This is a genomic window from Pelotalea chapellei (assembly GCF_018531195.1).
In the GTDB taxonomy this organism is placed as follows: domain Bacteria; phylum Desulfobacterota; class Desulfuromonadia; order Geobacterales; family Pseudopelobacteraceae; genus Pelotalea; species Pelotalea chapellei.
Genome location: NZ_JAHDYS010000014.1, coordinates 1 through 25,892 on the forward strand (window position 1 = coordinate 1; position 25,892 = coordinate 25,892).

28 protein-coding genes are annotated in these 25,892 nt (G+C 52.3%); 26 read left to right on the top strand and 2 right to left on the bottom strand.

The window, feature by feature from the left end:
• Positions 1–104: 104 nt before the first annotated feature.
• Positions 105–503: a type II toxin-antitoxin system PemK/MazF family toxin gene (locus KJB30_RS13800; RefSeq protein ID WP_214300314.1), complete on the bottom strand. Its 399-nt coding sequence runs from the start codon at positions 501–503 to the stop codon at positions 105–107.
• Complete coding sequence (locus tag KJB30_RS13805; RefSeq protein WP_214300324.1) at positions 497–757, bottom strand: AbrB/MazE/SpoVT family DNA-binding domain-containing protein; 261 nt, start codon at positions 755–757, stop codon at positions 497–499. Before KJB30_RS13805 ends, KJB30_RS13800 begins: the two co-directional genes overlap by 7 nt.
• 163 nt (positions 758–920) lie before the next feature.
• On the opposite strand from KJB30_RS13805, the gene KJB30_RS13810 reads away from it, so the two are divergent.
• The 26 genes from KJB30_RS13810 to KJB30_RS13935 all read left to right on the top strand — a co-directional run bounded on the left by KJB30_RS13810 (position 921) and on the right by KJB30_RS13935 (position 25,865).
• Positions 921–2,051, top strand: coding sequence for a sensor histidine kinase (locus KJB30_RS13810; RefSeq protein ID WP_214300326.1), 1,131 nt, complete (start codon positions 921–923; stop codon positions 2,049–2,051).
• 19 nt (positions 2,052–2,070) lie between these two features.
• Positions 2,071–2,505, top strand: coding sequence for a response regulator (locus KJB30_RS13815; RefSeq protein ID WP_214300328.1), 435 nt, complete (start codon positions 2,071–2,073; stop codon positions 2,503–2,505).
• A gap of 358 nt (positions 2,506–2,863) precedes the next feature.
• Positions 2,864–5,308 carry an EAL domain-containing protein gene (locus tag KJB30_RS13820; protein WP_214300330.1) on the top strand — a complete coding sequence of 815 codons (2,445 nt, stop codon included), beginning with the start codon at positions 2,864–2,866 and terminating at the stop codon, positions 5,306–5,308.
• Positions 5,309–5,807: 499 nt separating this feature from the next.
• Positions 5,808–5,990: a lmo0937 family membrane protein gene (locus KJB30_RS13825; RefSeq protein WP_281415652.1), complete on the top strand. Its 183-nt coding sequence runs from the start codon at positions 5,808–5,810 to the stop codon at positions 5,988–5,990.
• 13 nt (positions 5,991–6,003) lie between these two features.
• Positions 6,004–6,525, top strand: coding sequence for a type 1 glutamine amidotransferase domain-containing protein (locus KJB30_RS13830; RefSeq protein ID WP_214300332.1), 522 nt, complete (start codon positions 6,004–6,006; stop codon positions 6,523–6,525).
• 22 nt (positions 6,526–6,547) lie between these two features.
• Complete coding sequence (locus KJB30_RS13835) at positions 6,548–7,165, top strand: superoxide dismutase (RefSeq protein ID WP_214300334.1); 618 nt, start codon at positions 6,548–6,550, stop codon at positions 7,163–7,165.
• A gap of 292 nt (positions 7,166–7,457) precedes the next feature.
• Positions 7,458–7,787 (top strand): BON domain-containing protein, encoded by a 330-nt coding sequence (locus tag KJB30_RS13840; protein WP_214300335.1) that lies wholly within the window; start codon positions 7,458–7,460, stop codon positions 7,785–7,787.
• A 66-nt stretch (positions 7,788–7,853) separates the two neighbouring features.
• On the top strand, positions 7,854–8,279 hold the full coding sequence (locus KJB30_RS13845; RefSeq protein ID WP_214300336.1) for a BON domain-containing protein: 426 nt from the start codon (positions 7,854–7,856) through the stop codon (positions 8,277–8,279).
• 14 nt (positions 8,280–8,293) lie between these two features.
• Positions 8,294–8,815 carry a quinol:electron acceptor oxidoreductase subunit ActD gene (locus tag KJB30_RS13850; protein WP_214300337.1) on the top strand — a complete coding sequence of 174 codons (522 nt, stop codon included), beginning with the start codon at positions 8,294–8,296 and terminating at the stop codon, positions 8,813–8,815.
• 30 nt (positions 8,816–8,845) lie between these two features.
• Positions 8,846–10,051, top strand: a complete 1,206-nt coding sequence (locus KJB30_RS13855) for a hypothetical protein (RefSeq protein WP_214300339.1) — start codon at positions 8,846–8,848, stop codon at positions 10,049–10,051.
• An 82-nt stretch (positions 10,052–10,133) separates the two neighbouring features.
• Positions 10,134–10,481, top strand: a complete 348-nt coding sequence (locus KJB30_RS13860) for a DUF883 C-terminal domain-containing protein (protein ID WP_214300340.1) — start codon at positions 10,134–10,136, stop codon at positions 10,479–10,481.
• Between the two features lie 68 nt (positions 10,482–10,549).
• Positions 10,550–10,927 (top strand): phage holin family protein, encoded by a 378-nt coding sequence (locus KJB30_RS13865; protein ID WP_214300341.1) that lies wholly within the window; start codon positions 10,550–10,552, stop codon positions 10,925–10,927.
• Positions 10,906–11,391, top strand: coding sequence for a DUF3618 domain-containing protein (locus KJB30_RS13870; RefSeq protein ID WP_214300342.1), 486 nt, complete (start codon positions 10,906–10,908; stop codon positions 11,389–11,391). Before KJB30_RS13865 ends, KJB30_RS13870 begins: the two co-directional genes overlap by 22 nt.
• A 12-nt stretch (positions 11,392–11,403) precedes the next feature.
• On the top strand, positions 11,404–11,751 hold the full coding sequence (locus KJB30_RS13875) for a hypothetical protein (protein WP_214300343.1): 348 nt from the start codon (positions 11,404–11,406) through the stop codon (positions 11,749–11,751).
• 151 nt (positions 11,752–11,902) lie between these two features.
• A complete protein-coding gene (locus tag KJB30_RS13880) occupies positions 11,903–12,082 on the top strand; it encodes a hypothetical protein (RefSeq protein WP_214300344.1) in 180 nt (59 codons plus the stop codon).
• Positions 12,083–12,304: 222 nt separating this feature from the next.
• Positions 12,305–13,213 carry an outer membrane beta-barrel protein gene (locus KJB30_RS13885; protein WP_214300345.1) on the top strand — a complete coding sequence of 303 codons (909 nt, stop codon included), beginning with the start codon at positions 12,305–12,307 and terminating at the stop codon, positions 13,211–13,213.
• 114 nt (positions 13,214–13,327) lie between these two features.
• Positions 13,328–14,491, top strand: a complete 1,164-nt coding sequence (locus KJB30_RS13890; protein ID WP_214300347.1) for a DUF3300 domain-containing protein — start codon at positions 13,328–13,330, stop codon at positions 14,489–14,491.
• Between the two features lie 297 nt (positions 14,492–14,788).
• Entirely contained in the window at positions 14,789–16,285 is a 1,497-nt protein-coding gene (locus tag KJB30_RS13895) for a B12-binding domain-containing radical SAM protein (RefSeq protein ID WP_214300349.1), read from the top strand.
• 178 nt (positions 16,286–16,463) lie between these two features.
• On the top strand, positions 16,464–18,092 hold the full coding sequence (locus tag KJB30_RS13900) for an NADP-dependent glyceraldehyde-3-phosphate dehydrogenase (RefSeq protein WP_214300351.1): 1,629 nt from the start codon (positions 16,464–16,466) through the stop codon (positions 18,090–18,092).
• A gap of 74 nt (positions 18,093–18,166) precedes the next feature.
• Positions 18,167–19,531, top strand: coding sequence for a B12-binding domain-containing radical SAM protein (locus tag KJB30_RS13905; RefSeq protein ID WP_214300353.1), 1,365 nt, complete (start codon positions 18,167–18,169; stop codon positions 19,529–19,531).
• Complete coding sequence (locus KJB30_RS13910) at positions 19,528–20,250, top strand: class I SAM-dependent methyltransferase (protein ID WP_214300355.1); 723 nt, start codon at positions 19,528–19,530, stop codon at positions 20,248–20,250. Before KJB30_RS13905 ends, KJB30_RS13910 begins: the two co-directional genes overlap by 4 nt.
• Positions 20,251–20,286: 36 nt before the next feature.
• Entirely contained in the window at positions 20,287–21,990 is a 1,704-nt protein-coding gene (locus KJB30_RS13915) for a sigma 54-interacting transcriptional regulator (RefSeq protein ID WP_246545703.1), read from the top strand.
• Between the two features lie 73 nt (positions 21,991–22,063).
• Positions 22,064–22,273 (top strand): hypothetical protein, encoded by a 210-nt coding sequence (locus KJB30_RS13920; RefSeq protein WP_214300357.1) that lies wholly within the window; start codon positions 22,064–22,066, stop codon positions 22,271–22,273.
• Between the two features lie 155 nt (positions 22,274–22,428).
• Positions 22,429–23,976, top strand: coding sequence for a carotenoid oxygenase family protein (locus KJB30_RS13925; protein WP_214300359.1), 1,548 nt, complete (start codon positions 22,429–22,431; stop codon positions 23,974–23,976).
• A gap of 231 nt (positions 23,977–24,207) precedes the next feature.
• Positions 24,208–24,720 carry a GNAT family N-acetyltransferase gene (locus KJB30_RS13930; protein WP_214300361.1) on the top strand — a complete coding sequence of 171 codons (513 nt, stop codon included), beginning with the start codon at positions 24,208–24,210 and terminating at the stop codon, positions 24,718–24,720.
• The gene (locus KJB30_RS13935; RefSeq protein ID WP_214300363.1) at positions 24,717–25,865 is read left to right on the top strand and encodes a M20 family metallopeptidase; all 1,149 of its coding nucleotides are present in this window, start codon (positions 24,717–24,719) and stop codon (positions 25,863–25,865) included. The genes KJB30_RS13930 and KJB30_RS13935 overlap by 4 nt, the downstream gene beginning before the upstream one ends.
• The last annotated feature ends 27 nt before the right edge of the window (positions 25,866–25,892 follow it).

Consider the following 25,892-nt stretch of genomic DNA (forward strand, 5'->3'; position numbering starts at 1 on the left):
AGAGGGCAGTCGTGCTGCCATGTCCCGTGCACCGTTGTTAAGGAAAACCATACCCTCTACCTCTGAATATACAAGGGCTAGGGAGGGGGAAGAATGCAGTGGAGCTAAGCAAACTGCACAATCTGGTTCAGAAGGGTGCAGACCTCGGAAAACTGAAGATCCGGCAGGCGTTTGAGCGGGTGAGGCGATGCTTTGCGGCAGCGCCAGTCAAAGGATTTGGGCTGATGGCAGAGAACGTAGCTGGTTTTTTCAGATTTTTTGCCCCGCGCATTTCCGACAGCAACAGCAAAAGGGTTGTCGGCATTGTATTCCGCGGTTGTCATGGGTAGTCCAATAACCAATGATGTGCGTTCGTTAAATATACGCGGAGACAGCACAAGAAACGGATGCAAATCGCGCATTTCATTACCTGCTTGGGGGTTGCAGTTGATCCAGATGATCTCCTGTCGCTCCGGAACCCAGGCCCGCTTGTCTATAATAGACGGTTTTGCAGGCGCTACCATTTTTCAGCCCCCAACGGTTCGTCGGTTACCATTACTTCGCCGCCATGTTTTACGGGATCAAACCGGGCAAGACGCTGTTCAAGCGTTAGAGGAGTATCGACAAGCGGAGTAATGACCACATGTCCTTCCTCTACGGCAACACGAACCCGTTGATCGATGTGCAGGTGAGCTGCACGAGCGACGTTAACCGGCAGGCGTACCCCCAGATTATTGCCCCATTGTTTCAGATCAAGAATTGCTTCTACTTGTGCCATATTTGTACTCCTTCTTTCACTTTGTTTAGACATAGTTTAAACAAGTGCAACGTTCCAGTCAAATTAAAACCCTTAGTAGTTTTACTCCTGGGTGCCAACCAGGCTGTTCAACCTCCATTTAAAACCCAGTCTCTGAAACAAAAAGATCTGCTATAATTCTTCAATGCCAGAAAATAACGAGAATAATCTGACTCTGCTTGAAAAACTCTTCGAGAACGCTCCGGATGCCACGGTGGTGGTGGACAAACATGGGGTGATCCGCAAAGTGAACAGGCAGACTGAAATGTTTTTCGATTACCGGCGTGATGAACTGATCGGCCGGCATGTCGAAGTGCTGATTCCGAAAAGATTCCGCAAACATCACCGGAACTACCGGCGGGGATATTTCGATGATCCCCGTACGCGTCACATGGGGGTGGGACTGGATCTCTTCGGTCGTACCCGTCAAGGTGTCGAAATCCCGGTGGATATCATGCTCAGCTTTATTGAGATCAATGAAGAGACTCTTGCATTTGCCGTGATCAGGGATGTAACCCAGGCCAAGCTGGGGGAGGCCCGGATCAAAGAACTTAACGTGACACTGCTGCAGCACGCAGACCAGATGGGTGTGATCAACCGGGAGCTGGAATCCTTCTCGTATTCGGTGTCCCATGACCTGCGCGCACCTTTACGTGCCATGGATGGATTCAGCCAGGCCCTGCTCGAAGATTATGGCAGTCAGCTTGACCAGGAGGGGCAAAATTATCTGCAGCGGATTCGTGCAGCATCCCAGAACATGGGTGCGCTTATCGACCAGTTGCTGATGTTGTCACGCCTGTCTCGCACAGAAATGCACCTGGGCGCGGTGAATCTCACGGAGTTGGCGGAAAAAATAGTCGATGAGCTCAGGGAACAGGATCCGGACATCAGGGCGGAGTTCATCATCAGGCCCGGCATGATCGGGTTCGGCGATGCTCCCCTTTTAAAAGTTGCACTTGCCAATCTGCTGGGCAATGCCTGTAAATTTTCCTCAAAGCGGGAATCACCCCGTATCGAGTTTGGCTCCGAGTCGGGTCAGAATGGGGAAACAGTCTACTTTGTCAAAGACAACGGAGCAGGTTTCAACCCCGATTATGCGGACAATCTGTTCCAACCGTTCCAGCGTCTGCATGGCGCTCATGAGTTTTCGGGAACCGGCATCGGCCTGGCAACCGTTCTGCGCGTTATCAATCGCCATGGCGGTAGAATATGGGCCACAGGAGAGCCGGATGTGGGAGCGATCTTTCATTTCACTCTGGGGACGGGCCAACCTTGACAGGTTGTTTGGAGTTGTTATGAGCGAACGAAGAGTTCTTTTGGTTGAAGATAATCCCGACGATGAATTGCTGGTAATGCGAGCCTTCAAAAAAGCCGAGTTCAAGAACGAAATGATCGTCATGCGGGATGGCGCGGCGGCGCTGGATTATCTGTTCGGTACGGGAGAGCATCTTGGCCGTGATGTGAACGATGTGCCGGCAGTGGTGCTGCTGGATCTCAAACTTCCCAAGATTGATGGATTGGGGGTGCTGCGGCGCATCAGGGGAGATGAAAGGCTTAAACATCTGCCGGTCGTGATACTGACATCTTCCCGCGAGCAGGAAGATGTGATCAGAAGTTATGATCTGGGCGCCAACAGTTATGTGCGCAAACCGGTTTCATTCGACAGCTTTGCAGACGCAGTACGGCAGTTGGGGCTCTACTGGCTGGTGCTCAATGAAGCTTATCCATGACATCCGGCACAATCATCGTTTTGCAGGGCATGCGACGATCGACTCCGGCATCCCTTGCGTTCCAGCGCTCTGGCGTTACGGATTCAGGTAGTATCAAGAGGCTGATGAAACTCAGGTTGTTCAAAAATAACGACCTACGCCCCCTTCGGGGCCGATTTTTCGCAGAGTAACTTCAGTAGTGCCGCTTATGTGATTTCAGTAGGTTATGTTGAAGTTACTCAGAAGTCAGATCGTCGCACCCGCAGGAAGCCCCGCGGAGACGTAGCAGCGCTACGTCGCACAAGGTGGCTTTCGAGGATGGCGGCGAGATGGCTGTTTTTCAACAGCCTGTTAAAGCAGTGAGGAGCAGGTTACTTCCATGGTTTCTGTCATCCGTATTCTGAATCTTGAAGATGTTCCCACCGATACCGAACTGATCCTGCTGGAGCTGCGCCGCGAAGGGATAAAGTGCCAGCTTGAGAGGGTGGACAGCAGGACGGCATTCATAGACGCCATCGCCGCCTTCAAGCCCGACCTGATTCTTTCCGATTATGCGCTGCCTGCCTTCAATGGGCTGGAGGCGCTGCGGATTGCGCAGAACCAGGCACCGGATATTCCGTTTGTGTTCATCAGTGGCACTTTGGGAGAGGAACATGCCATTGAGACACTGAAACTGGGAGCAACCGATTATGTGCTGAAACATCGTCTTTCCCGACTTGGTCCGGTGATTCGCAGGGCGTTTGAAGAGTCGGGTGAGCGGGCTGCACGCAGGCAGGCTCAGGAGGCTCTGGCAAAAAGTGAAGAAATGCATCGTCAGATCGTTGAGACGACCCAGGAAGGTATCCTGACGATTGATCTGGAAGGTGCCACTATGTTCGTCAATCGTAGAATGGCAGAGATGCTGGGCTACGGTGTCATCGAAATGATGAATGAGCCCTTTCTTGAATTTCTCGACGAAGACTCTCGGGAGACGGCATCAACGCTGCTGCGGCAGGAATCTTCAACTGCCGGCACTTCCGAAATCATTTTCAAGCACAGGGACGGCTCACCCCGATGGGCCACCATGGCTACCCGCCAACTTTTCGATGACAATGGGGATCATGTCGGCGCCCTGGTGATGATCAACGATATTACGGCACGAAGACAGGCCGAAGATGAGCGGAACAAGCTGTGGGCCGCGGTTGAGACCGGGGAGGACTGGGTACTGATTACCGACGTCGCGGGGAATATCGAGTACGTCAACAGCGCTGTGCAGGAGATATCCGGTTATGGCCGCCAGGAAATTCTGGGCAACAATCCGAGGATGTTCAGGTCAGACAAACAGGATGCCGGCTTCTTCCGGGAAATGTGGAACACGATCCTGTCCGGTCAGGTGTTTCGCTCCATCATCATCAACAGGAAAAAAGATGGTACCTTTTTCTACCTGGACCAAACCATTACCCCTCTTTTGAACGATAAGGACGCAATTGCGAGTTTTGTGGCAACAGGCAAGGACATCAGCGAACGACGGCGGATGGAGGAGCGTCTGGATTACCTCGCTTACAATGACGTCCTTACCGGTCTTGCCAACCGGACACTTTTCTTCGACCGTCTCCACCAGACCCTTTCCATTCCCACTTCGGGTAGCAGGCAAGTAGTGGTGGCAATCGTCGACCCTCAGCGGTTCAAGTACATCAATGAGACCTATGGGGTGCTGGTTGGGGATGAAATGCTGCAGGAGATGGCCAAGAGGCTGAGCACGACGGTTCGGCCCGGTGACACGGTCGCCAGGTATGGCGGGAATTCATTCAGTCTGCTTTTAAATGAAATCGATGCCATGCGGGATGCCATACTTGTCATCGAACGGGTGTTCACCGTACTCTCCACTCCCTACCTGTGCAACGATGAAGAGATCATCATCGGCTTCAGCATGGGGATTGCAGTCAGTCCTTCGGACAGCAATGATTCAAAACGCCTCATGCAGTGTGCAGAGTCGGCTTTGTTCAAGGCCAAGGAACAACGCGGAAACAGCTACCGCTTTTATACATCTGATATGAACATCATGGCTGGGGATTTTCTGGCCATGGAACGGGATTTGTACCATGCCGTGGCCAATAAGGAATTCGTACTTCACTACCAGCGTTATTTCGACATCAAGACCGGTCTGTTAAAAGGGATGGAGGCGCTGATCAGGTGGAACAGGCCCGGAAAAGGTCTTCTGCCGCCTGGAGATTTCATTCATGTACTTGAGGAAACAGGTCTGATTGTAAAGGTGGGTGACTGGGTCATCCAGACAGCCTGCCGTCAGCTTGCGGAATGGCGTGAGGCGGGATTTGATATTGTGCCGGTATCGGTCAATCTCTCTCCCTCCCAGTTCCGACAGGAAAACCTGGTGGAGCGGATCAAGGGGCACCTGGAACAGTCAAAAATTGAAACAGATCTCCTGACGATTGAAATTACTGAGAACATCTTTGTCAGCGACGTAGAGTATACCAGGCGAATTTTTGAACAGCTGCGCGCACTTGGCCTTCGACTCTCCATCGATGATTTCGGCACCGGCTATTCCTCTCTCAGCTATCTGGCTCGCCTGCCGCTTAATAACCTGAAGATAGATGTCTCCTTTATCAGGGATATCGCCCGTGACCCCAAGTCCTATTCGATAGTGAAGGTTATCATATCAATGGCCCGCGAGCTGGGCATGCAGACTATTGCTGAAGGTGTCGAGCATTCTGATCAACTCGCCATTCTTGAAGAGCTGGGCTGCGATCTGGTGCAGGGATACTGTTGCGGTCGCGGGCTGCCGGGAGATGAAACGAAAACTATTTTCAAGCCGGGCCACTTTTAGCAGGTTGTTGAAAAACAGCCATCTCGCCGCCGTCCTCGGTCGCCCTCTTGTGCGACGTAGCGCTGCGGCCCTCACCCAATCCCTCTCCCACAGGGAGAGGGCAAGGCATGCTCTCCCCCAGCGGGGGAGAGATAGAGAGGGGGCTGTCTCCGCGGGGCTTCCTGCGGGTGCGACGATCTGACTATTTTTGAACAACCTGAGTTTTTCAAACAGCCTTCTAATCCTCCGAAAACGGCAAATCCCCCCATCTCCCTTCAAAGGCCCAAAAGGCCTAAAGGGGACCTTTCTAATAAACCTCTTTTACCGCTCTTCTTTCCACCTCTTCATATGCAACGGTTCCGTTGCATTCGATGGCCGTTTTTAACGGCTTTCTCCCCAAACTTAAATACCTGTTGAAGCAAATATCTATAAAGCAAGGTCTTTGGCTCCCCACGCTGATCTTACCTTTCTGGCATGATTGTTGGAACTACCTTGGGTGGACATATCAGGAACTGTCCGAATGAATAGTTCTGTTGCTAAAGGGGGTGATTCCATGCTGTGGACAATAGCTGTAATCCTGATCGTGCTGTGGTTGCTGGGAATGGTTACATCCTATACGGTTGGAGGTCTTATCCACATTTTGCTCGTAATCGCCATAATCATGGTGCTGGTACGCATCATCCAGGGACGTAATCCATTATGAGAGAGGTGCAGGAATGAATGTACTCATGATAAGTGCTGACAACTTTGAAGATACGGAATTGCTGGTTCCTTACTATCGATTCAAGGAAGCAGGATGTACCGTTCATGTCGCTTCAATGAAACATGGGCGCATAACAGGAAAACATGGCTATGAGGTAGCCGTGGACAGGCATCTGAGCGAGATCAGCGGTGACAATTATGATCTGCTGGTGCTCCCGGGAGGCAAGGCGCCGGAGAGCGTGCGCAAAGAGGCAAAGGCTTTGGAAATCGCACGCAGCTTTATGGAGCAAAACCGTCCGGTAGCAGCCATTTGTCATGGTCCGCAAATTCTTGTGAGCGCAGGGCTCCTCAAGGGACGCCATGCCACATGCTACGGCAGCGTGGCGGAAGAACTGAAAGGTGCCGGAGCGCTCTATGAAGATACTGAAGTTGTGGTTGACCGAAACCTGGTCACATCCCGCGAACCAGGCGATCTGCCTGCATTTATGCGCGAGACGATGAAAATGATCAGGAACCCGGAGCTGCGGGCCTCATAATAAATTTACAGGAGAGTGATGCATGGAGAATCAAAAGCAATATGTACTGCCTGAACTTGAATATGGCTATGGAGAATTGGCGCCGTTCATTTCCGAGGATTTACTGAAGTTGCATCACGACAAGCACCATGCCTCTTATGTGAATGGCGCCAATGCCATTCTTCAGAAACTGGATAAAATGAAAGCCGAACCCCGGGAGTTCGATACCAAGGCTACCTATAAGGAGCTTTCTTTCCACATTGGTGGGCATCTGCTTCATTCGCTGTTCTGGAAAAATCTGGCTCCGACTTCCAAGGGGGGCGGTAATCCGTCGGGAGCAGCGGCAGCTCTTATTGATCAGGAGTTTGGTTCATTCGACAATTTCAAGAAGCAGTTCTCCCAGACCGCCATCAGCGCCGAGGGCTCGGGTTGGGCAGCGCTCACCTACTGCAAGCTGACCCGGAGACCGCTTGTCATGCAGGTGGAGAAACACAACACCAATGTGTATCCCATGTTCGGCATTCTGCTGGTCATCGATGTCTGGGAACATGCCTACTACCTTGATTATAAAAATGAAAGGCCCAAATTCGTCGAGGCATTCTGGAATAATGTGAACTGGCAGGAAGTTAACAGGAGGCTTGAGAAAATCAGCAGTGAATAGCAGGAAAAACGGGTGTAATTTTTTGCCGTGGCAAAAAAACGACAATCTATAAGTAGCTGTTATTACAGCTTAAATTTTAAGAGTTTCAGCGGAGGTTAAAATAGTTGTTTCAACTCCTAGTCACTGTTTTGGATCAAGTTACTGTTTTTTTAAGGAAAACTTTGATTCAAAAAGTCGGCATGCTTGCTGCTAAGGACTTTATATTAATGTGGCTGGGGGTTGATTCGCCTTCTTCAGGCTCCCGGCCTTTTTTTTAGCTCGGCCGTGTGCGCCACCATGAAAGGAGAATCCCATGCTGAAATTAAATTCCATTGTAAAACTTATGGTCTGCCTGACTCTCGCAACAGGTTTTGTTGGATGTGCGTCTACTCCAAAGAATGAACCTGCAAAAGATCGAACCGCAGGGGAGGTTCTTGATGACTCGGTTATTACCACCAAGGTTAAATCCGCAATATTTGAGGAGCCGACCCTGAAGGTTTTTCAGATTGCCGTCAAAACGTACCAGGGTCAGGTGCAGCTGAGCGGTTTTGTTGATTCCCAGCAGACTGTTCAGAAAGCGGGAGAAGTCGCCCGTTCAGTACCTGGTGTTGTTTCGGTTGCGAACTCACTTGTCGTTAAATAGTCAGCAACTGCACAATTTCCCTCGCTTTTAAGGGAGGGAAATCCACAGATCAAAAGGGACGGCCTCATGTCGAGAAGAATATCCATATGTGCAGTCATGTTCGTCGGAGCGGTGCTGCTCTCCGTTACGACGCAGGGCAGGGCACAGCAACAGGACCCGACAAAACGTCCGGCGGAAGTCATAAAGGAAGATGCTGATAACACCAAGGTGAATCGCAGGGAAAGCTCCAGAGGAGAGGCTACTGCCGACAAACAGCGGGAGAAGCCTGCGGACCGTATGGTCAGCCAGAGGATCAGGCGGGCAGTGACCAGGAATCCCGAACTTTCAAGCTATGCCCGCAATGTGAAGATTGTTACTCAGGATGGCACGGTGACTCTCAAAGGTCCGGTCAGGTCCGAGAAGGAAAGAAATGCCATCGAGGCGATAGCGGTACAGATGGCCGGCAAAGACAGGGTGACCAATGAAATTCAGATAGCCCCTGAGAAAAATTAATGGAGAAACAACACATGAAAAATATAGCCGTGTACGGAATTTATACAGATCGCAGAATGCTGGAAACAGCAGTGGACACACTCAAGGATGCTGGATTCAGGAACTCCGATATTTCGGTGCTGTTTCCCGATACCCAGGGAACAAAGGAATTCGCTCATCAAAAAGAGACTAAGGCTCCTGAAGGAGCTACGGCCGGGGCAGGAACCGGTGCAATACTTGGTGGCGGCTTAGGCTGGCTGGCCGGCATCGGCATGCTGGCAATCCCCGGTGCAGGCCCATTCATTGCCGCTGGCCCTATCATGGCAGCACTGGCAGGGGCCGGAGCAGGCGGAGTGGTTGGTGGAGTGGCAGGAGCGCTGATCGGAATGGGAATGCCCGAATATGAAGCCAAACGTTATGAGGGGCGGCTCAAAGAGGGTGGCATCCTGCTTTCCGTTCATTCAGACGATTCCGAATGGAAGAAAAAAGCCAAAGAGATAATGGAGCGTACGGGCGCGCGTGATATTGGCGCACAGAGTGAGGAAAAAGTTACCTGAGGACAAATCCAACTCACAGAGGAGATTTCTATGAGTCTAAACCCATTCAAGGAACGCGGCATTCCGATTGACAAGCAGCTTCGACCCTGGTCTGAGCTGAATGTGAAGCCTTATAATAAGAATGAAGTTCATCCCTATACCAGGGCGCGAATAATTCTGATGAATGGCATCGAGGTGGAGGGAGCTATTTTTTCCCATCAGTTTGCCCGTAATCTTTCGGATCAAAAACTGAAGCAGCAGCTAGCCATGACAAGGAGAGTGGAGCAGCAGCAGCAGAAGGCCATCAACTGGCTTTCACCCGGTGATGAGACTCCTCTTGAAACAACCATCGGCTATGAGCAGGTTGCTGTCGATCTGACCGCATTTCTGGCAGCGCATGTTCCTGACCAATACGTTAAGCAGGTTTTTGATTTTGGCCTGCTGGAAGATTTTGACCATCTCTACCGTTATTCAAATCTCCTTCAAATGACCCAGGGACTAAAAGCGGAACAGCTGGTAGGGCGATATACGGAAATAACGCCGGGTCGTCCAACTATCAAGGAGCACCGCCATCCCTTTGACGATGTCCGCAAGCCGACCAGCCGCCATACCTCCGATCCGTTGACCAAGCTCTACATTCTGACACTCATGGCTGGTGAACAACAGACCATGAATTTTTACATGAACCTTGGCAATACGCAGAAAGACGAGGTGGGCAGGGGGCTGTACCAGGAAATCGGCATGATCGAGGAGCAGCATGTCACCCAGTATGAATCGCTGCTCGATCCGAGCACCTCATGGATTGAGAGTGCGCTTCTGCATGAATACAACGAGTGCTGGTTGTATTGGTCGTTCCTCAACGAGGAACGGGACAATAAGGTGAAACAGATCTGGGAATTGCATCTTGGCATGGAGTTAACCCATCTTCAGTCAATCGCCGAGGTTTCCCGAACAATGGGAGTCGAACCCGAACAGGTGGTTCCGGCCAAGTTTCCTGAACCGCTGAAATTTTCATCACAGATCGAGTACGTGCGTCAGATTTTGGAAACGCAGGTTACCTGGAACGCCTTTGAAACCCAGATCGGGTCGCCTGACAAGCTTCCGGAAAATCCGCGCTATGCAGCCTGCCAGCAGATACTTAACAGCGGTGAGGTGCCGAGCGAGGATGTCATCAGCCGCAACCGTAAAGTAAACGGCAGCGAGTATCGGCAGGAAATCGCCGGGGAGCATCCGGTTATGGAGCTTCGTAAAAAATGAACGGCCACTACCAACCGCAGCCGCGATCTCCATGCCGATTTAACTTGTTTTTGTTGTTGAATTTCAGATCTGGGGGTGAGCTATGGAAACAGAGAATGTGAGGCTGGGCAGCGGCAGCACCATTGATGCCGCGATTGGCGAGACACCGTGCAAGCTGGACAAAATCCGGGATGTCATTGCAGACACGCTGCATACCACAGCAGTCAAACTGGATGAAAAGGCTTTTGCCCCGGACGCGCAACCAGGAATGGCCCGCTATGCGAAGAAGGCTTCCGACTGGCTGGAAAATTCTTCGGAACGTGTGCGTGAATATGACTGTGCCAAGACCGATATCAAAATCAGGGACTACGTCAGCCAGAATCCGGGTCGCAGCCTGCTTATGGCAGGAGCTGCCGGACTTTTTGTCGGTATTCTACTGAGGCGCAGGTAAACAGACCGCCAATCGCATACATCTTTAAAATTGATGTTCAGGTTGAAGAACCTGCAAAGGGGATTGCGATGCAACGGGAATCGATAAGCGAATTGCTGACCCAGGTAGCTCATAACTCGGCCACTCTGGTGAGGAATGAGATTGAACTGGCTAAACAGGAAGTGCGTGAAGCTCTTAAGTCAATTAGCACTGGAGTAATGTTGATGGCGATAGGGGGCCTGATTGCCTTTATCGCGCTCCTGGCCTTCTGTGCCGCAATTATTATCGGGCTTGCATCGGTAATGTCACCCGCCATAGCGGCACTTGTCACCGGCATTGCACTTGTTGTCATCGCAGCCATTATTGCCTTCGTGGGCTTGGGGCTGCTTAAAAAATCGCACCTTGCGCCTCAACAGACAATCGAGACGCTGAAGGAGACCAAGAAATGGCTGAAAGAGATGACATGAACGTAAAAAATAATACCCATCGCAGTGCCGAGGAAATACGTCAGGATATTATTGCGGAGCGTGAGGTACTTGCCGATACCGTTGATCAGATCGGAGACCTCATTCATCAGAAACTGGAATGGCGTGGGTACATAAGGCGGTCGCCCTATCTCGCTCTGGGGGCCGCCGCTGGTGCCGGTTTTCTGGTTTCCGGAATGTACAAGCAGCGTACACCCCCTTTGCAGAAGCTTTTGGATGCGGCAGCCGGATCGGTTGCCAAAACCGGAAACCAGGGGGTTGTCAAAATGGCCATGCTTGCCCTTGCCAGTAAGATGGCAACACGCTGGCTTCAAAATGCAGTCACCGAAGGGGTGTTGAACGAACCGGGTCTCGTGGAATCGCCACAACCACGAGCCAAAGTCTCGGAATACAATACACCTTCATCCTTCTCACCAGGCACACTGGGGAGTCATCAACCACTATGAACGGAGGAAAACATGGAAACAGATCAGTTTAAAAATCCGAAACAGACAATGCCGGGTGAATCTGTCAGTAGCTCCAGTCAGCAGGACCTCAGCGAGCGCAGTTCTCAGCTCTACGGCAAGACAAAACAGGCGGTAAGCCAGGCTTATCAGAAGACATCAACCGAGTTGAGCGGTACGTATGACAAGGCCCTTAACTACAGCCGCGAAAATCCCGGCAAAGTGGCATTGATTGCCGCCGGGGCCGGTCTTGGTATCGGGCTTACAATTGCCTCCATGACCAAGAGCCGCAGTCAGCCGAGCCGCTATGCACAGCCTATTGTCAATGCGCTCAGTGATGTGGCACGCGAATATTTCCGCTGATTGACACCATCCCAAGTCCCTCTCCCCTCGTGGGAGAGGGATAGCTGCAATACTTGACTTCGCTGTGATGCCAATGTCCTTTCAATTTTCTGCAGGTCAAACCTCTACTCAAACTCAAATCGGTTCGGCCTCAGCTTATAAGGAGCATGCAATGGACTTCGATTACACGGACCATGAGTATCTTCCCGAATGCACAGATGGCTGCGGTGCATTAACAGATTGGCTTCAAAGCAAGCTCGTGGCGGATCAGGCTGGAAAAAACCACGAACATGAAAAGGGGCATGCCTGCGTTACTCGTGTTCGAATGAGAGCTGAAGAAGGGAGTGCATAATTTCTTTTCTTCTGCTGCTCCACTGTATGTGACGGATTCTGTTGAATATGGCGGATACCGTGGCGGCTTCTGATGGCGAATTAATGCTTCGGTTAGAAATCAACGTAATTTCAGGTCTATGGAGGCATGCGCGTGACTGGCTGCTCTGGCATGGTACTTGGAATTATCAATTTCATCAGAAACCTTCTCTTTCCGGAGATATCTCACGCACAAGGAGAAACCATGAAAACGACACGTATTATTTCAGCAGTCTCACTTATTTTTTCTGCGGCACTGATAGGCATTGTGCCGACAGTATCTTTGGCTCAGGAATATCAGGCGGATGAGGTAATCATCGATTCCCCTTCCGCATATCCGCAGGATCCCTCGATCAATATGTCCCCGGGCATTAATACGAGTCCGGGCGCAGTAGATACTACTCCAGGTGTAATTGATACGACCCCGGGCACTGACACAGCCCCAGGGGCTCCACTGTACAATGACCTCGAAAACCAGAATGATATGGACGATATGGACAACATGGACGATATGGAGCACCTGGACGATACCGATCGTCAGTCCGGGACATCCCGGGATGTCGCTCCGGGTGGTTCGGCCGGCATCTGGAAAGACAGGACCGGCAGCTACATAATGATCAAGGGCGGTATCTACTCTCCCAGCACCAAGGGCGATCTGGACGATATCGACTTCGGGAAAAAGGCCGGTTTTACCGGTGAGGTTGCGGTCGGCCACTACTTCTTCCCTTTCATGGCAGTTGAACTGGGTGCCGGGTACTTCCAGAGCAAGAACTCTCCTGTTCTTCCTGCCGGAACCGATGCAATGCTGCGGGTCGTTCCCCTGGTGGCAACCGGTAAATTACTCCTGCCCCTGGGCGTTTTCGAACCTTACGGCCTGTTCGGTATAGGAGCCTACATATCTGATGCGGATGTCCGCAGAACCAGCTCAGCTTTCAAGGGAGAAACGGATGTCACCTTTGGTTATCATGCGGGTGCCGGCTTTAATATCAACTTCACCGACGTCACTTTCGTTGGTCTGGAAGGAAAATACCTCTGGGCAGAACCTGAATTTGGCGGCAAAGATTTAAAGCTGAACGGATACATCACGACAATTGATGTTGGTTTCAGATTCTGATTTTTTCCAGTATTAGTTGAATCTTATCGGGGAGAGGGCTTCTGATTGCCTCTCCCCGTTATTTCATGGTAGCGTCAATCCCACTTTGAGGGATGCAGATACCATGGAGATCCTATGAAAAAAATCTTTGCCTTTACCAGTTTATTTATTTTTCTGACTCTCTCCCTACAGATGGTCTGGGCCCAGGGTTTGAATGACGAAACAGCCGGAAATGTTCTTTACTCAGTCGGCGAGATTGAAGATTTGGTGGCACCGATCGCCCTTTATCCGGATCCGTTGATCGCCCAGATCCTGCCGGCAGCAACATTTATTGAGCAGTTACATGAAGCCGCGATTCTGGTCAGGCAGTACGGAGGTGGCGCGGCCATAGATGGTCAGGCATGGGATGTAAGCGTCAAGGCGATCGCCCACTATCCTGATGTGCTGTACATGCTGGATCAACAGGAAGAGTGGACAGTTTCTCTGGGCGAGGCATTTGCCAACCAGCAAGCCGAAGTGATGGTTGCAATCCAGACCCTGCGGACAGAAGCACGTGATGCCGGTAACCTGGTTTCTTCCTCTCAGCTCCAGGTGGTCGATGATGGAGGGTATGTCAGGATCTACCCCGCTGAGCCGGAAAGAATCTACATCCCTGTCTATGATCCACAAGTTGTATATTACGAGCCGGCCTATCCATCATATAGCCTGATCAGTTTTGGTATCGGGTTTTCGATTGGTTCCTGGCTGAATCGCGATTGTGACTGGTACGGACGCCGCATCTATTATCACGGCTGGAATGGGGGAGGGTGGGTCCGCCGTTCCAGTCCTTATGTCATCAGGAACACCACCTATGTCAATAACAGGTACCGTACTATCACCATCAACCGGCGTATGCTGCATGACGGTGGACACCGGATCGGTCAGGCCCCCCGTAATCGCCGCCAGCTTCCGGGGCGTCCTGTTCCGCGGGCAACTGGATCGGGAGGCTCACGGGCTCAAGCGCCGCGAACCAAAGCACCCCGCAACAATATTCACAGAAATCAGCCTGATCAGCGTTCCGGTTCTACCACCAGAGGCAGGGATGGGGCCAGCGGGCAAAGAAATGCTCCGGTGTCGCCAGCTACCCCTTCCGTTCCCGCCTTGCCATCTAAATCATTGCCCCATCAGGTTCCTTTGCCGCGACAGGCACCGTTGCCCAGACAGGAGCCGTTGGAACCACCACCGGTTTCAGTTTCTCCGCCGTCTGTCCCTGATGGAGGTTCACCCGGCAGGGGTGGTGGGGAAGTGCGCAGGCGCTAGAAGGTTGTTGAAAAACAGCCATCTCGCCGCCGTCCTCGAAAGCCACCTTGTGCGGCGTAGCGCTGCGGCCCTCACCCAATCCCTCTCCCACAGGGAGAGGGCAAGGCATGCTCTCCCCCAGCGGGGGAGAGATAGAGAGGGGGCTGCCTCCGCGGGGCGTTCTCCGGTTGCGACGATCTGACTATTTTTGAACAACCTGGATTTTTCAACAGCCTCCTAAAGGCTGGAGAACAAAAAACCTGAGTTCATAACTCAAACCTAAATTCGGAGAGACTGACCGTGGAGGGAGTTCATCATATGAAAATTCTTCTGGTTTATCCCTGGTATCCCGATACTTTCTGGAGTTTTCGCCACGCACTCAAATTTATCTCACGCAAGGCAAGCTTTCCACCTCTGGGGCTTCTTACCGTTGCGGCGATGCTTCCTGATGAATGGGAGAAAAAAGTTGTTGATTTGAATGTCAACCCCCTGGAGGATGCTGATATCGCCTGGGCCGACTATGTCTTCATCAGCGCCATGAGTGTCCAGCAGGAATCGGCGCGCCAGGTGATCGAACGCTGCCACACGGCAGATGTCAGGATTGTTGCGGGAGGGCCCCTCTTCACTGCTTATCATGACCAGTTCCCCGGGGTAGATCATCTGGTGCTGGGAGAGGCGGAGGTGAATCTCAAGCCCTTTCTTGATGATCTGCGGCAAGATCAGGCGCGTCGTATCTACAATGATCCTCGTCGCGCCAACCTGGCTGAAACTCCGCTTCCGCTCTGGGAGCTGGTGGATCCACGTCACTATGCTGCCATGAATATTCAGTATGGCCGGGGCTGCCCCTTTGACTGCGAGTTCTGCGACATTACCGTGCTTTTCGGACGCGCTCCCCGGACCAAATTGCTGTCTCAACTGATTGCCGAACTTGATAGTCTTCATCAGCGGGGATGGTGCGGGGCCGTTTTTTTCGTGGATGATAATTTCATCGGGGACCGGAACCGCCTTAAGGAAAAAACGCTGCCGGCACTCATCGACTGGATGGAACAGAATGATTATCCCTTCTACTTTTACACCGAAGCATCCATTGATCTGGCTGATGACGACGAGCTCATGCAGCTGATGGTTCGAGCCGGGTTTGAAGAGGTTTTCATCGGTATCGAAACACCTCATGAGGATGGACTGGCGGAGAGCGGCAAGTCCCCCAACAAAAACCGTGATCTGCTCGCCTCGGTGAAGCATATTCAGCAGGCTGGCCTTCAGGTACATGGAGGATTCATTGTCGGATTTGACAGCGATCCCCCTTCCATTTTCGAGAAACAGATACGGTTTATTCAAGAGAGCGGAATTGTGACCGCCATGGTCGGGGTTCTTTCCGCCATGCGCGGAACCAGGCTGTACGAGCGGCTGGGAAAGGAAGGGCGTTTGATCGGCGAAGGGGGTGGGAGCAATACCTCGGCAGATCTCAATTTCGTGCCGCGCATGGCGCCCGAGCGGCTTATCAACGGGTACCAGGCAATTCTGGATAACATCTATTCACCCGGACAGTTCTACCGGCGGGTAATTCAGCTGCTTAAGGAGTACCGGCCCCAGCCCAAGGGACCTTTTCGCGTGCAGCACGGTTACCTTGGGGCTTTTTTCAAATCAATGCTGTTTCTTGGGATCATCGGCCGGGAACGAGTTCACTTCTGGAAGCTGCTCGCCTGGACTCTTATTCGCAAGCCGCGCCTTTTCCCCCTTTCCATCACCTACGCCATTTACGGTTTCCATTTCCGAAAAGTATCCGAGCAGCTCAAAAGATGTCCTACTTGCTGAAATAGTTGAGATAGGGGTTTAGAATCAGGCGCTACTTTGAGTAACATCTAAAACCCCCTCCCTAGCCCTCCCCCTCCAGGGGAGGGAACACGCTCCTCCCCCAAGCGGGGGGAGGTTGGGAGGGGGGAAGCCCTGTGCGAAAAGGAGTTACAGCGCACTTGCCCGACAAGGAGATGTCATGTCCATATCAGACCGTATAGCACGCATTTTTCCGGCTGCGGATGCTGTTCCTTCCGATGCGAGGCCAACAGCCGTTCCGCTGCATCAGACCGATTATCTTTTGAATGGAGAAATACTTGCCTGGAAGGGAGAGGTGCAGGAGGTGCTGTCTCCTGTCTGTTTTGCCACTTCAGGGGGCGCGGTTCGCCAGGTTTTAGGAAGTTTTCCGCTGATGGGAGAAAAGGAGGCAATGGCGGCTCTGGATGCTGCGGTGACAGCCTATGACAGTGGACGCGGACTCTGGCCGACCATGTCTGTGGCCGACCGCATCACACATGTTCAGGAGTTTATCTGGCGAATGAAGGAAACGCGGGACGAGGTCGTCAAGCTTCTCATGTGGGAGATTGGCAAGCCGCTTGTGGAATCACGGAAGGAATTCGATCGGACGATCGATTACATGGTCGATACTATCGACGCTCTCAAGGAGCTTGATCGTGTCTCCTCGCGTTTTGTGATCGAGCAGGGCATCATTGGACAAATCCGCAGGGCTCCCCTGGGGGTGGCACTCAGCATGGGACCGTACAATTACCCGCTCAATGAAACCTTTACTACACTGCTTCCGGCGCTGATCATGGGTAATACCACCATCGTGAAGCCTCCACGCCATGGGGTACTGCTCTTTCAGCCGCTCTTGCGAGCATTCAGGGATTCCTTCCCGCCGGGTGTTGTCAATACTCTTTATGGCGCCGGTCGGCAGATAACTCCTCCGCTGATGGCCTCGGGCAAAGTGGATGTCCTGGCTTTCATCGGCAGCAGCAAAGCGGCTGATACGCTTCAGAAGGCTCATCCGCGGCCGCACCGTTTGCGGGTCTCGCTGGGGCTGGAAGCAAAAAATCCGGCAATTGTTTTGCCCGATGCACATCTGAGGCTGGCTGTAGATGAATGTATTGCCGGTTCACTTGCTTTTAATGGCCAACGCTGTACTGGGATTAAAATTATTTTTGTGCATGAAAACGTGGTGGATGAATTTCTGAAACTATTCAGCCGGGCCATCGGCAATCTTGGATTCGGCATGCCTTGGGAATGCGCTGTCTCCCTGACGCCGCTGCCGGAAACGGATAAGACCGGTTATCTGACGGAGCTGGTCAAAGACGCGGAGCGTGAAGGTGCCGAGGTGATCAACGAGGCGGGGGGCATGGTCAATGGCACCTTCTTCTATCCTGCGTTATTGTACCCGGTGAACGAACGGATGCGGGTGTATCACGAAGAACAGTTTGGCCCTGTAATCCCTGTGGTCCCGTTTAAAAATATTGAAGATCCCATTCGCTATATGGTTGAATCACCCTACGGACAGCAGGTAAGCCTGTTCGGCCGCGATCGAAAGCAGCTTTCTGCGCTGATCGATCCGCTTGTCAACCAGGTCTGTAGGGTCAACATCAACAGTCAGTGCCAGCGCGGCCCCGATATTTTTCCTTTTACCGGAAGAAAGGATTCTGCCGTGGGGACTCTTTCCGTCTCCGACGCGCTGCGTGCCTTTTCCATACGTACCCTTGTAGCGGCCAAGGATCAGCCTGAGAACAAGGATATGATCGGTGCCATTGTGCGTGAACGTCGTTCCAACTTCTTATCTACAGATTATATTTTATAATGTATAACTTGTTCCCATCCCATCCAGGCCCTCCCCTTGAAAGGGGAGGGTGAGTTCACTTCCACAGGATTGCAATGATACAATCATACTCTTCTCGTGCCCCACGCCTGCTTCTGATCTACCCTGCTACCCATAGATTGGGATGGGAGCGCAACTTTCAGCTTCCCTACCATTCTCTCCAACAAGTTGCAGCAGCGACTCCTTCCCACTGGGAGGTAACGCTTGTGGACGAGCTGCAGGACGAGGTTCCCTATGGCCGCGATTATGACTTGATCGGCATTACGGCCATGACCCACCAGGCCACCCATGCCTATGAAATAGCTGATCGTTACAGAGCCGAAGGGGTACCGGTTATCATGGGGGGCATGCACCCCACGGTTCTTCCTGAAGAAGCGCTGCTTCATGCCGATGCTGTTGTTGTCGGCGAAGCGGAGCCGGTTATGGCTGGATTGCTCGACGATTTTCTGGCAGGCCGGCTGGGCCGCATCTACCACGCCGCACTACCCACCGACGACCTGCTTCGGGTTCCCTGGGCACGACGCGATATCCTGGAAGGCAAACGCTATCTCACCACCCAGACCATCCAGGCCAGCAGAGGGTGCCCCTATGATTGCGACTTCTGCACGGTCACCCCTTATTTCGGCAATCGTTTCCGCTATCGGGATCCGGCAGACATTCTGGCTCAGATCCGTTCGTTCCCTCGCAAGCTGGTGGTGTTTTTAGATGATAACTTGTTGGGAGACACTGCCAAGGCGCGTCCCATTCTTGAAGGAATGGCTGAAATGGGTATCCGTTGGGGTTCGCAAACCTCCCTTCGGTTTGCAGAGGATCCCGAACTTCTCAAGCTGGTGGCTCGTTCCGGCTGCATCGGGCTTTTCGTGGGAATCGAGTCGGTTTCCGGAAAATATTCCAATTTTTCCAAAGCTTCCGGCAGCTCAACCGAGGCTGATCTGATCAAGCGTGTCAGGGATGCAGGCATCATTCTGGAAGCTTCGTTTATTTTCGGTTTTGACGATCATGACGAGAGTGTTTTTGAAAATACGCTCCGCTTTGTACGTGAAGTCTCACCGGGAGTGCCGACTTTCAATCTGCTTACTCCCTATCCCGGCACCGCCTTCTTTCGTCGGTTTCAGCAAGAAGGCCGTCTGCTGCATACGGACTGGAGCCGCTACAACCATTCCGAAGTCGTTTTCCAGCCGAAACTGATGACTGCGGAGCGGCTGCAGCGCGGCTGGCAGGAAGCACGCAGGGAAACCTACACTTGGCCATCCATCTTCTCCAGGGTGTTCAGCATGCCCACCCATCGATTGAATTGCCTTGCCTACAACTTCCTGCGCAAAGGGCCGAATACCCGTCGCGCCAAGGCAGGATCTCCCACCATTTTCGCTGAATCCATTCAGGGACAGGGACAAAATCTGTCTTCGGATCCTTCCTTATGAACACGCCAGACGCTGATGCAATAAACATCCGATTTTACGATCACCTCTGGTCTCGTACCCGCCTGGAAACTCCGGAACGCTTCAATACCTGGCCGTTGATCTCAAGCCTGGTGCAGAATGGATCTCAGCGACTGGAGGTTGGACCAGGTCTGCGTCCCAGGCTGCCGGTTCGTGATTCGCATTTCGTCGATAAAAGTATTGCTGCCGTGGGCCGTTTGCAGGAACAGGGGGGCAGTGCGCAATGTGGTGATGTGTGTGCGCTTCCCTTTGATGAAGGCAGCTTTGATCTGGTTTGCGCCTTTGATGTCATCGAGCATGTGGACAATAGCAGGCTGGCTTTCGCCGAGCTAAGCCGGGTTCTGAAGAAGGGAGGAACCCTGGTGTTTTCCGTACCTCTGCACAAGAGCAGATGGTGTGAATTTGACGCCTTTGTCGGCCACGTCCATCGTTTTGATCCTCAGGAAGTGCTGGCCTTCGTGGCGGAGAATCGCCTTGTTCTGGAGCAAAGTGCGCCTTTTGGAATGCAGCCTGGAAATCCCTGGCTGCTTAAATGTGGCATGTGGTTTTTGCGCCATCAGAGCAGGCAGGCCATTTTCTGGTATAATCGGATTCTAATGCCTCTCGGGCTGTTTTTTCAGAAACCGTTGAATTTTTCCGACGGATTGGGAGATGCCGCCCTGGTCGACGAAATTGTCTGTGTCTGCAGGCGCGGAGGATGACGAACCCTCAACTGCAGGACGCGTTGTGGGGAATGAATGAATGAAGATATAACGGCACAATCGCCGCGTAGAGCCTATATTCCTTCAGAAAGAAAGAGCAGCGAGCAACCGTCATCGCGAACCCATGCCGGCGGCCAGCTTTTTCAGGATGCTTCGCCCCATGAGGGTGCTCTGCAGATGCAGCACGAAGAGCTGGACACGGTAACCGACGGATTCACCTCCCTCCATATTTCTACCGATTTGTTCGATTCCGCGCCAATTGGCTATTTCACCTTTGACACCCTGGGCCGTGTTCGCGGCGCCACTCACACCGCGGCCCATATGTTGGGCACAGATATCAACCCCTTGTTGAACAAGCCGTTCGTGGAGTTTGTGGCGGACCAGGCGGGTCGGGAGATTTTCGTCAACCACCTGAATTGGGTTCTTCATAAGCAGAGCACGCTGAAATGCGAGATAAATCTTACCGGACAGGATGGTTCGATAATCTGCGGCCAATTGCAGAGTGTTGCCATAAACGCCGGCAATAGAAATGGTATTGCGGTCCTTACTTCGATAGTGGATGTGACGGTTCGCAGGCAGTTGGAAGAAAGGCTGCAGAAGGCTAATGACGAACTGGATCTGCGGGTGCGGGAACGAAATGAAGAGTTGTCCCAGGCTAACGAGCGACTTTCCCGGGAAATCGAGGAGCGCAGGAAGGCGGAGGAATCGCTTTCAAATGCCTATGCCGAGATAAAAGAGCTCAAAGATCGACTCCAGGCTGAAAATATCTACCTCCAGCAGGATATTGATCGGGAATATAATTTTGGTGAAATCATCGGCCGCAGTTCGGCTCTGGATTACATCTTCTTCAGAGTGGAGCAGGTAGCGCCCCAGGATACGACCGTGCTTCTGCTGGGAGAAACCGGCACCGGCAAGGGGGTTGTGGCCAGGGCGCTCCATAGCCGAAGTACCCGCAAAGACCGTCCCATGGTCACGGTTCATTGCACCTCGCTCCCGGCGAATCTGATAGAAAGCGAACTTTTTGGCCGTGAAAAAGGGGCCTTTACCGGCTCAAACGACCGCCAGATGGGGCGCTTTGAGTTGGCGGATGGTGGCACCATTTTTTTGGACGAGATCGGAGAAATGCCGATGGAGCTGCAGACAAAGCTGCTCCGTGTCATCCAGGATGGGGAGTTCGAGCGTTTGGGAAGTCCTCGTACCATCAAGGTCAATGTCCGCATAATCGCTGCTACCAACCGAAATCTGGAGGAAGAAATACGTCATGGCCGCTTCCGGGAAGACCTCTTCTACCGCCTGAATGTGTTTCCCATTACTGTCCCGCCGCTACGCAAGCGCAAGGAGGATATACCGCTTCTTGTGAATTACTTTGTTTCCAAGTTCTGCAAGAAAACGGGAAAGACGATCGAGACCGTTTCAAAGGATGTTTTAAACAATCTCGAGGGTTATCACTGGCCTGGCAATGTGCGTGAACTGGAGAGTGTCATCGAAAGGGCGGTTATCACCAGTCCCGGAACAGCTCTTCATCTGCTTGACCGCTTCGAGAATCCTCCGCGGCGGGAAGCCATTGATGAGGTGCAGGGTGTCAAGGCGCTGGATGAGCTGGAGCAGGAGCATATCATCCAGGTGCTTAAAAAAACCAATTGGCGTATCGAAGGGGAGCGGGGGGCAGCGCTTATTTTAGGTCTCAATCCCAGCACACTGCGCGGCCGGATGCGTAAGTTCGGTATCCGGCGGAGTTAAGGATTAGAGCCCATCGCACGCGGAATCTAAAGACTAATTAGCCTCGTGGAAAATCTCGAAAAGGCCGGATTAAATGCTGATTAAAGTCGATCTCACGCAGCCGGAAGTAGGTGCCTCTAGGCAAGGCGCTGAGTATCGCAGAGAAAGGCATGAAGCAAAAACATTAGCCTCACGAAAATTCCTCGAAAAAGCCGGATTAAAGGCCTTGATTCTAATCGATAAATCATTTTTTAAGATTATCCACGGCAAGTTGGCCTCGGGCGGTCGCAGCGGGGCGAGCTGAAAAAACCGTTTTTTAAAAATCCGGCTTTTTCGGGGACGTTTCGTGAGGCAAAATGTTTGTATTTTTCGCCTTTCTCTGCGTGACTCTGCGCCTCTGCGAGAGATTGCCTTTAGCCTGCTCCAACATTTTTGCTGGGACTTCGAAAAGGAGATGCCATGCTTTCCCGCCGTCAATTGCTGCTGATGACAGGGGAAGTCTCGTTGGCTTTGGCCTGTGCCGGGTGCGCGTCAAGTCCTCCCTTGAGAAAGGATGTCTTCGCCGACTTTGGCGATAGCCAGCGTCCTTATCTCGGGATGGCTACTTCGCTGCATGAAGAGCACAGCTACGAAGCAAGGGTCGTGGGAGATATCCCCGCCGCAGTGCGCGGAACCCTTTACCGCAACGGGCCGGGGCTCTTTGACAGGGGTGGATTGCGCAAACGCAACCTTCTGGATGGCGATGGTATGGTGCAGGCTTTTCGCTTTCATGACAATGGGGTCCATTACCAGAACAGGTTTGTTGCCACCGAAAAGTTCACTGACGAAGAGCGGGCCGGCAAATTTCTCTATCCAAGCTGGAGCACCCAGGCTCCCGGCGGAATCTGGAACAACTTTCCCGGAGGGAGTGATCTCAAGCCCCAGGCCGGCATAACGGTCTTCCCCTGGCATGGTCGCCTGTACGCCTTCGATGAATGCTCCTACCCCTACGAGCTTGATCCCGATACCCTGGAAACGAACGGGCTCTCCTACCTTGGCCTCCCCAAGGACCTGACCATCTACGCAGCCCACGCTAAATTTGATCCCCTCACCGGAGAATGGCTCCATTTCGGCATCGCCTACGGTCCCAAGCCGAAGCTGCATGTAACGGTTTTCAACGCCGACGGCCGTTTAAGAACGCATCGTACGATCCCCATGCCGCGCAACATCTACATGCACGACTGGTCCGTTTCGGGTCGATACCTGATCTTCACCCTTCATCCTGTGGACATCGCCTTCTGGGGATTTTTGTTGGGTCAGCGAAGCCTGGCGGAGTCGCTGCGCTGGAAGCCGGAGCAGGGCAATCTGATCATGGTGCTGGAGCGAGACGGCACCCAGCCACCAGTTATGCTGCAGAGTCAGGCTTGTTATATGTGGCATTCATTCAATGCCCATGAACGTGGAGGCCTGATCGAGGTAGATTTCATCGGCTATGACAACCCGGATCATTTTGTGGGAAGCGATCCCGTGGTAACGGCGGTCATGACCGGTCGCGGGGGAAACCATGGGCATCCGGGCAAGGTGCGTCGCTATCTGATAGATCCTGCCCGCAGGACCTTGCGGGAAGAGGTAGTATGCAACGATAATTTTGAATGGCCACGGGTAAATGAACGGCACCGCGGCTATCCCTACCGTTTCGGTTATATGGTCAGAACCAGGCCTGAAGAGTTTTTCTGGACATATGTCTGCCGTATCGACATGTCAACGGGGCGCATTGAAAGTTATGATTTCGGTGCCGGTTCCTACTGCAGTGAGCCGGTGTTCGTACCTCTGCCCGGCTACGACTATCGTCCTGGTGATCCGATAGAGCCGGGCTACCTGATGACGGAAGTCTATGACAGTTCAACCCTTAAAAGTTATTTGGCCCTGTTCAGGGCTGACAGGATCACTGAAGGTCCGGTGGCGGAAATTCACCTGAAACATCATGTTCCTTTCAGCTACCACGGCTGGTGGTGCGCCGCTTCCTGATTCAATTACTTACTCTCCACCTCATCTCCCATTCTCCCTTCTACTGTTTCAGTCAAATGTGAAAGTCCCGTCACATATGAAGAATTATTTAACAGTTTTAATTATATCTTGTTTTTTAGACTGATTTTTTCGGTTTGTTTTCAGCTTATTAAGTCTATTCCGCATATAAACTGCTTTCGGTATGAAAGATGTATTAGTCATGGAAAGTTCAGGATAATCCAAGGAGTTTCCATGCCAGGTGCCCCTTCAGGCAGCGAAGATCTGCTGCGAATCCGGGAGATGACCATTGATGACATTTCCGAGGTGTTTCATATCGGGGAGGAAGTCTTTACCGCAGCCGATGCCCAGAGTCTTTACCGTACCTGGGATGAGTATGAAGTAACCACACTCTTTAATACCGATAGCGATCTATGCCTGGTAGCTGAGGCTGGGGAGAAGATTCTTGGTTTTGCTCTCGGGACGACGGTCAAGAAGCATCACTCCTCCTGGAAGTACGGCTATCTGATCTGGCTTGGGGTGCGCAGGGACCTTCAGAAGGGACAGGTCGGCAGCAAACTGTTCAAGGAGATCAAGCGTCGCATGAAAGAGCAGGGAGTGCGGATGGTTATCGTGGATACCTCTGCCGACAACAGACCGGCGATTCGTTTCTTCGAAAAACAGGGATTCGGCAATGTTCAGGAGCATGTCTACATGACCCATAACATGACGCTCAAAAGTAGAAAGAAACAGGACAAGAAGGCATGAACGCCCGTCTGGATAGAGTCTGGCAGGCGATTAACGCGGAACGCCTGCACAAGATACTCCTTGAGCTGCTGGATATCTATTCTCCCTCCGGAAAAGAAGAGGATATCCTCCTTTATCTGGAAGAACTTTTGAGTCGTGCAGGATGCAAGGTCGAACGGCAGGAAGTGGAGGACCAGCGCTACAATCTGCGCGTTACAATGGGACAAGGTGAGCCGCTTCTATATCTGGTCGGCCATGTGGATACCGTTCCAGCCCGGGATCTGGAGGGTTTTGGCGCCCAAGTGGACAACGGTATTATTCGTGGACTGGGAAGTGCCGACATGAAAGGGGGGTGCGCTTCAATGGTTGAGGCATGGCTGGCCTTGATTGATGCGCTGGAGTCGGCGGAGCTTCCGGCAGTAGGGCTGTTGCTGGTGGTGGGAGAAGAAGAAAACGGCGATGGCAGCATGACTTTTCTTCAGACGTGTCGTGTCCCCTGGGTGGTGATCGGGGAGCCGACAGGGCTTGCGGCCTGTTTCGCCCATTATGGTTATCTGGAAGCAGGTTTTGTTACCAAGGGTCAGACGATACATTCTTCCCTTCCGGAATTGGGACATAATGCCGTGGAATCAATGCTGCGTGTGTTGCTGCATGTGGGCAAAGACTCTTTGTTCGACCGGAAATCTTCGGAAATTGTGTATTCCATTCGTGAGATGAGCTCATCCCAGGGGGGCTTTGTCGTGCCGGACCGATGTGAAACATGGATCGATCTTCACCTTCCTCCAGATATTGATCCGGCAGATGTACAGGAATCACTCAGACGGATTGTTTCCGGTGCTGATCGTTATATTCCGGGCCTCGACCTGAAGATCGCCTTCAATTTCGTGTCCCGTGGTTACAATCTTGGAACTGACAACGAATTGGCCAGACTGCTGGAGGAGGTATACCCAAGGATCAATCTGCCTCTTCGCCTGGATGCTTTCCGTTCCCATTCTGACGGCAACCTCTTTTTTGCGGCCGGTATCAAGCCATTGATACTTGGCCCGGGAATACTTGAAACCGCACACATGCCTGATGAACAGGTAAGTTTTGGCGAGGTACTGGCAGCTGCGCGTATTTATGCAGCATTATGTTTGGGGATGGAAGATGTGGAAACCAAGTCTTGACTGCTACATTTTGATACAAAATGATTA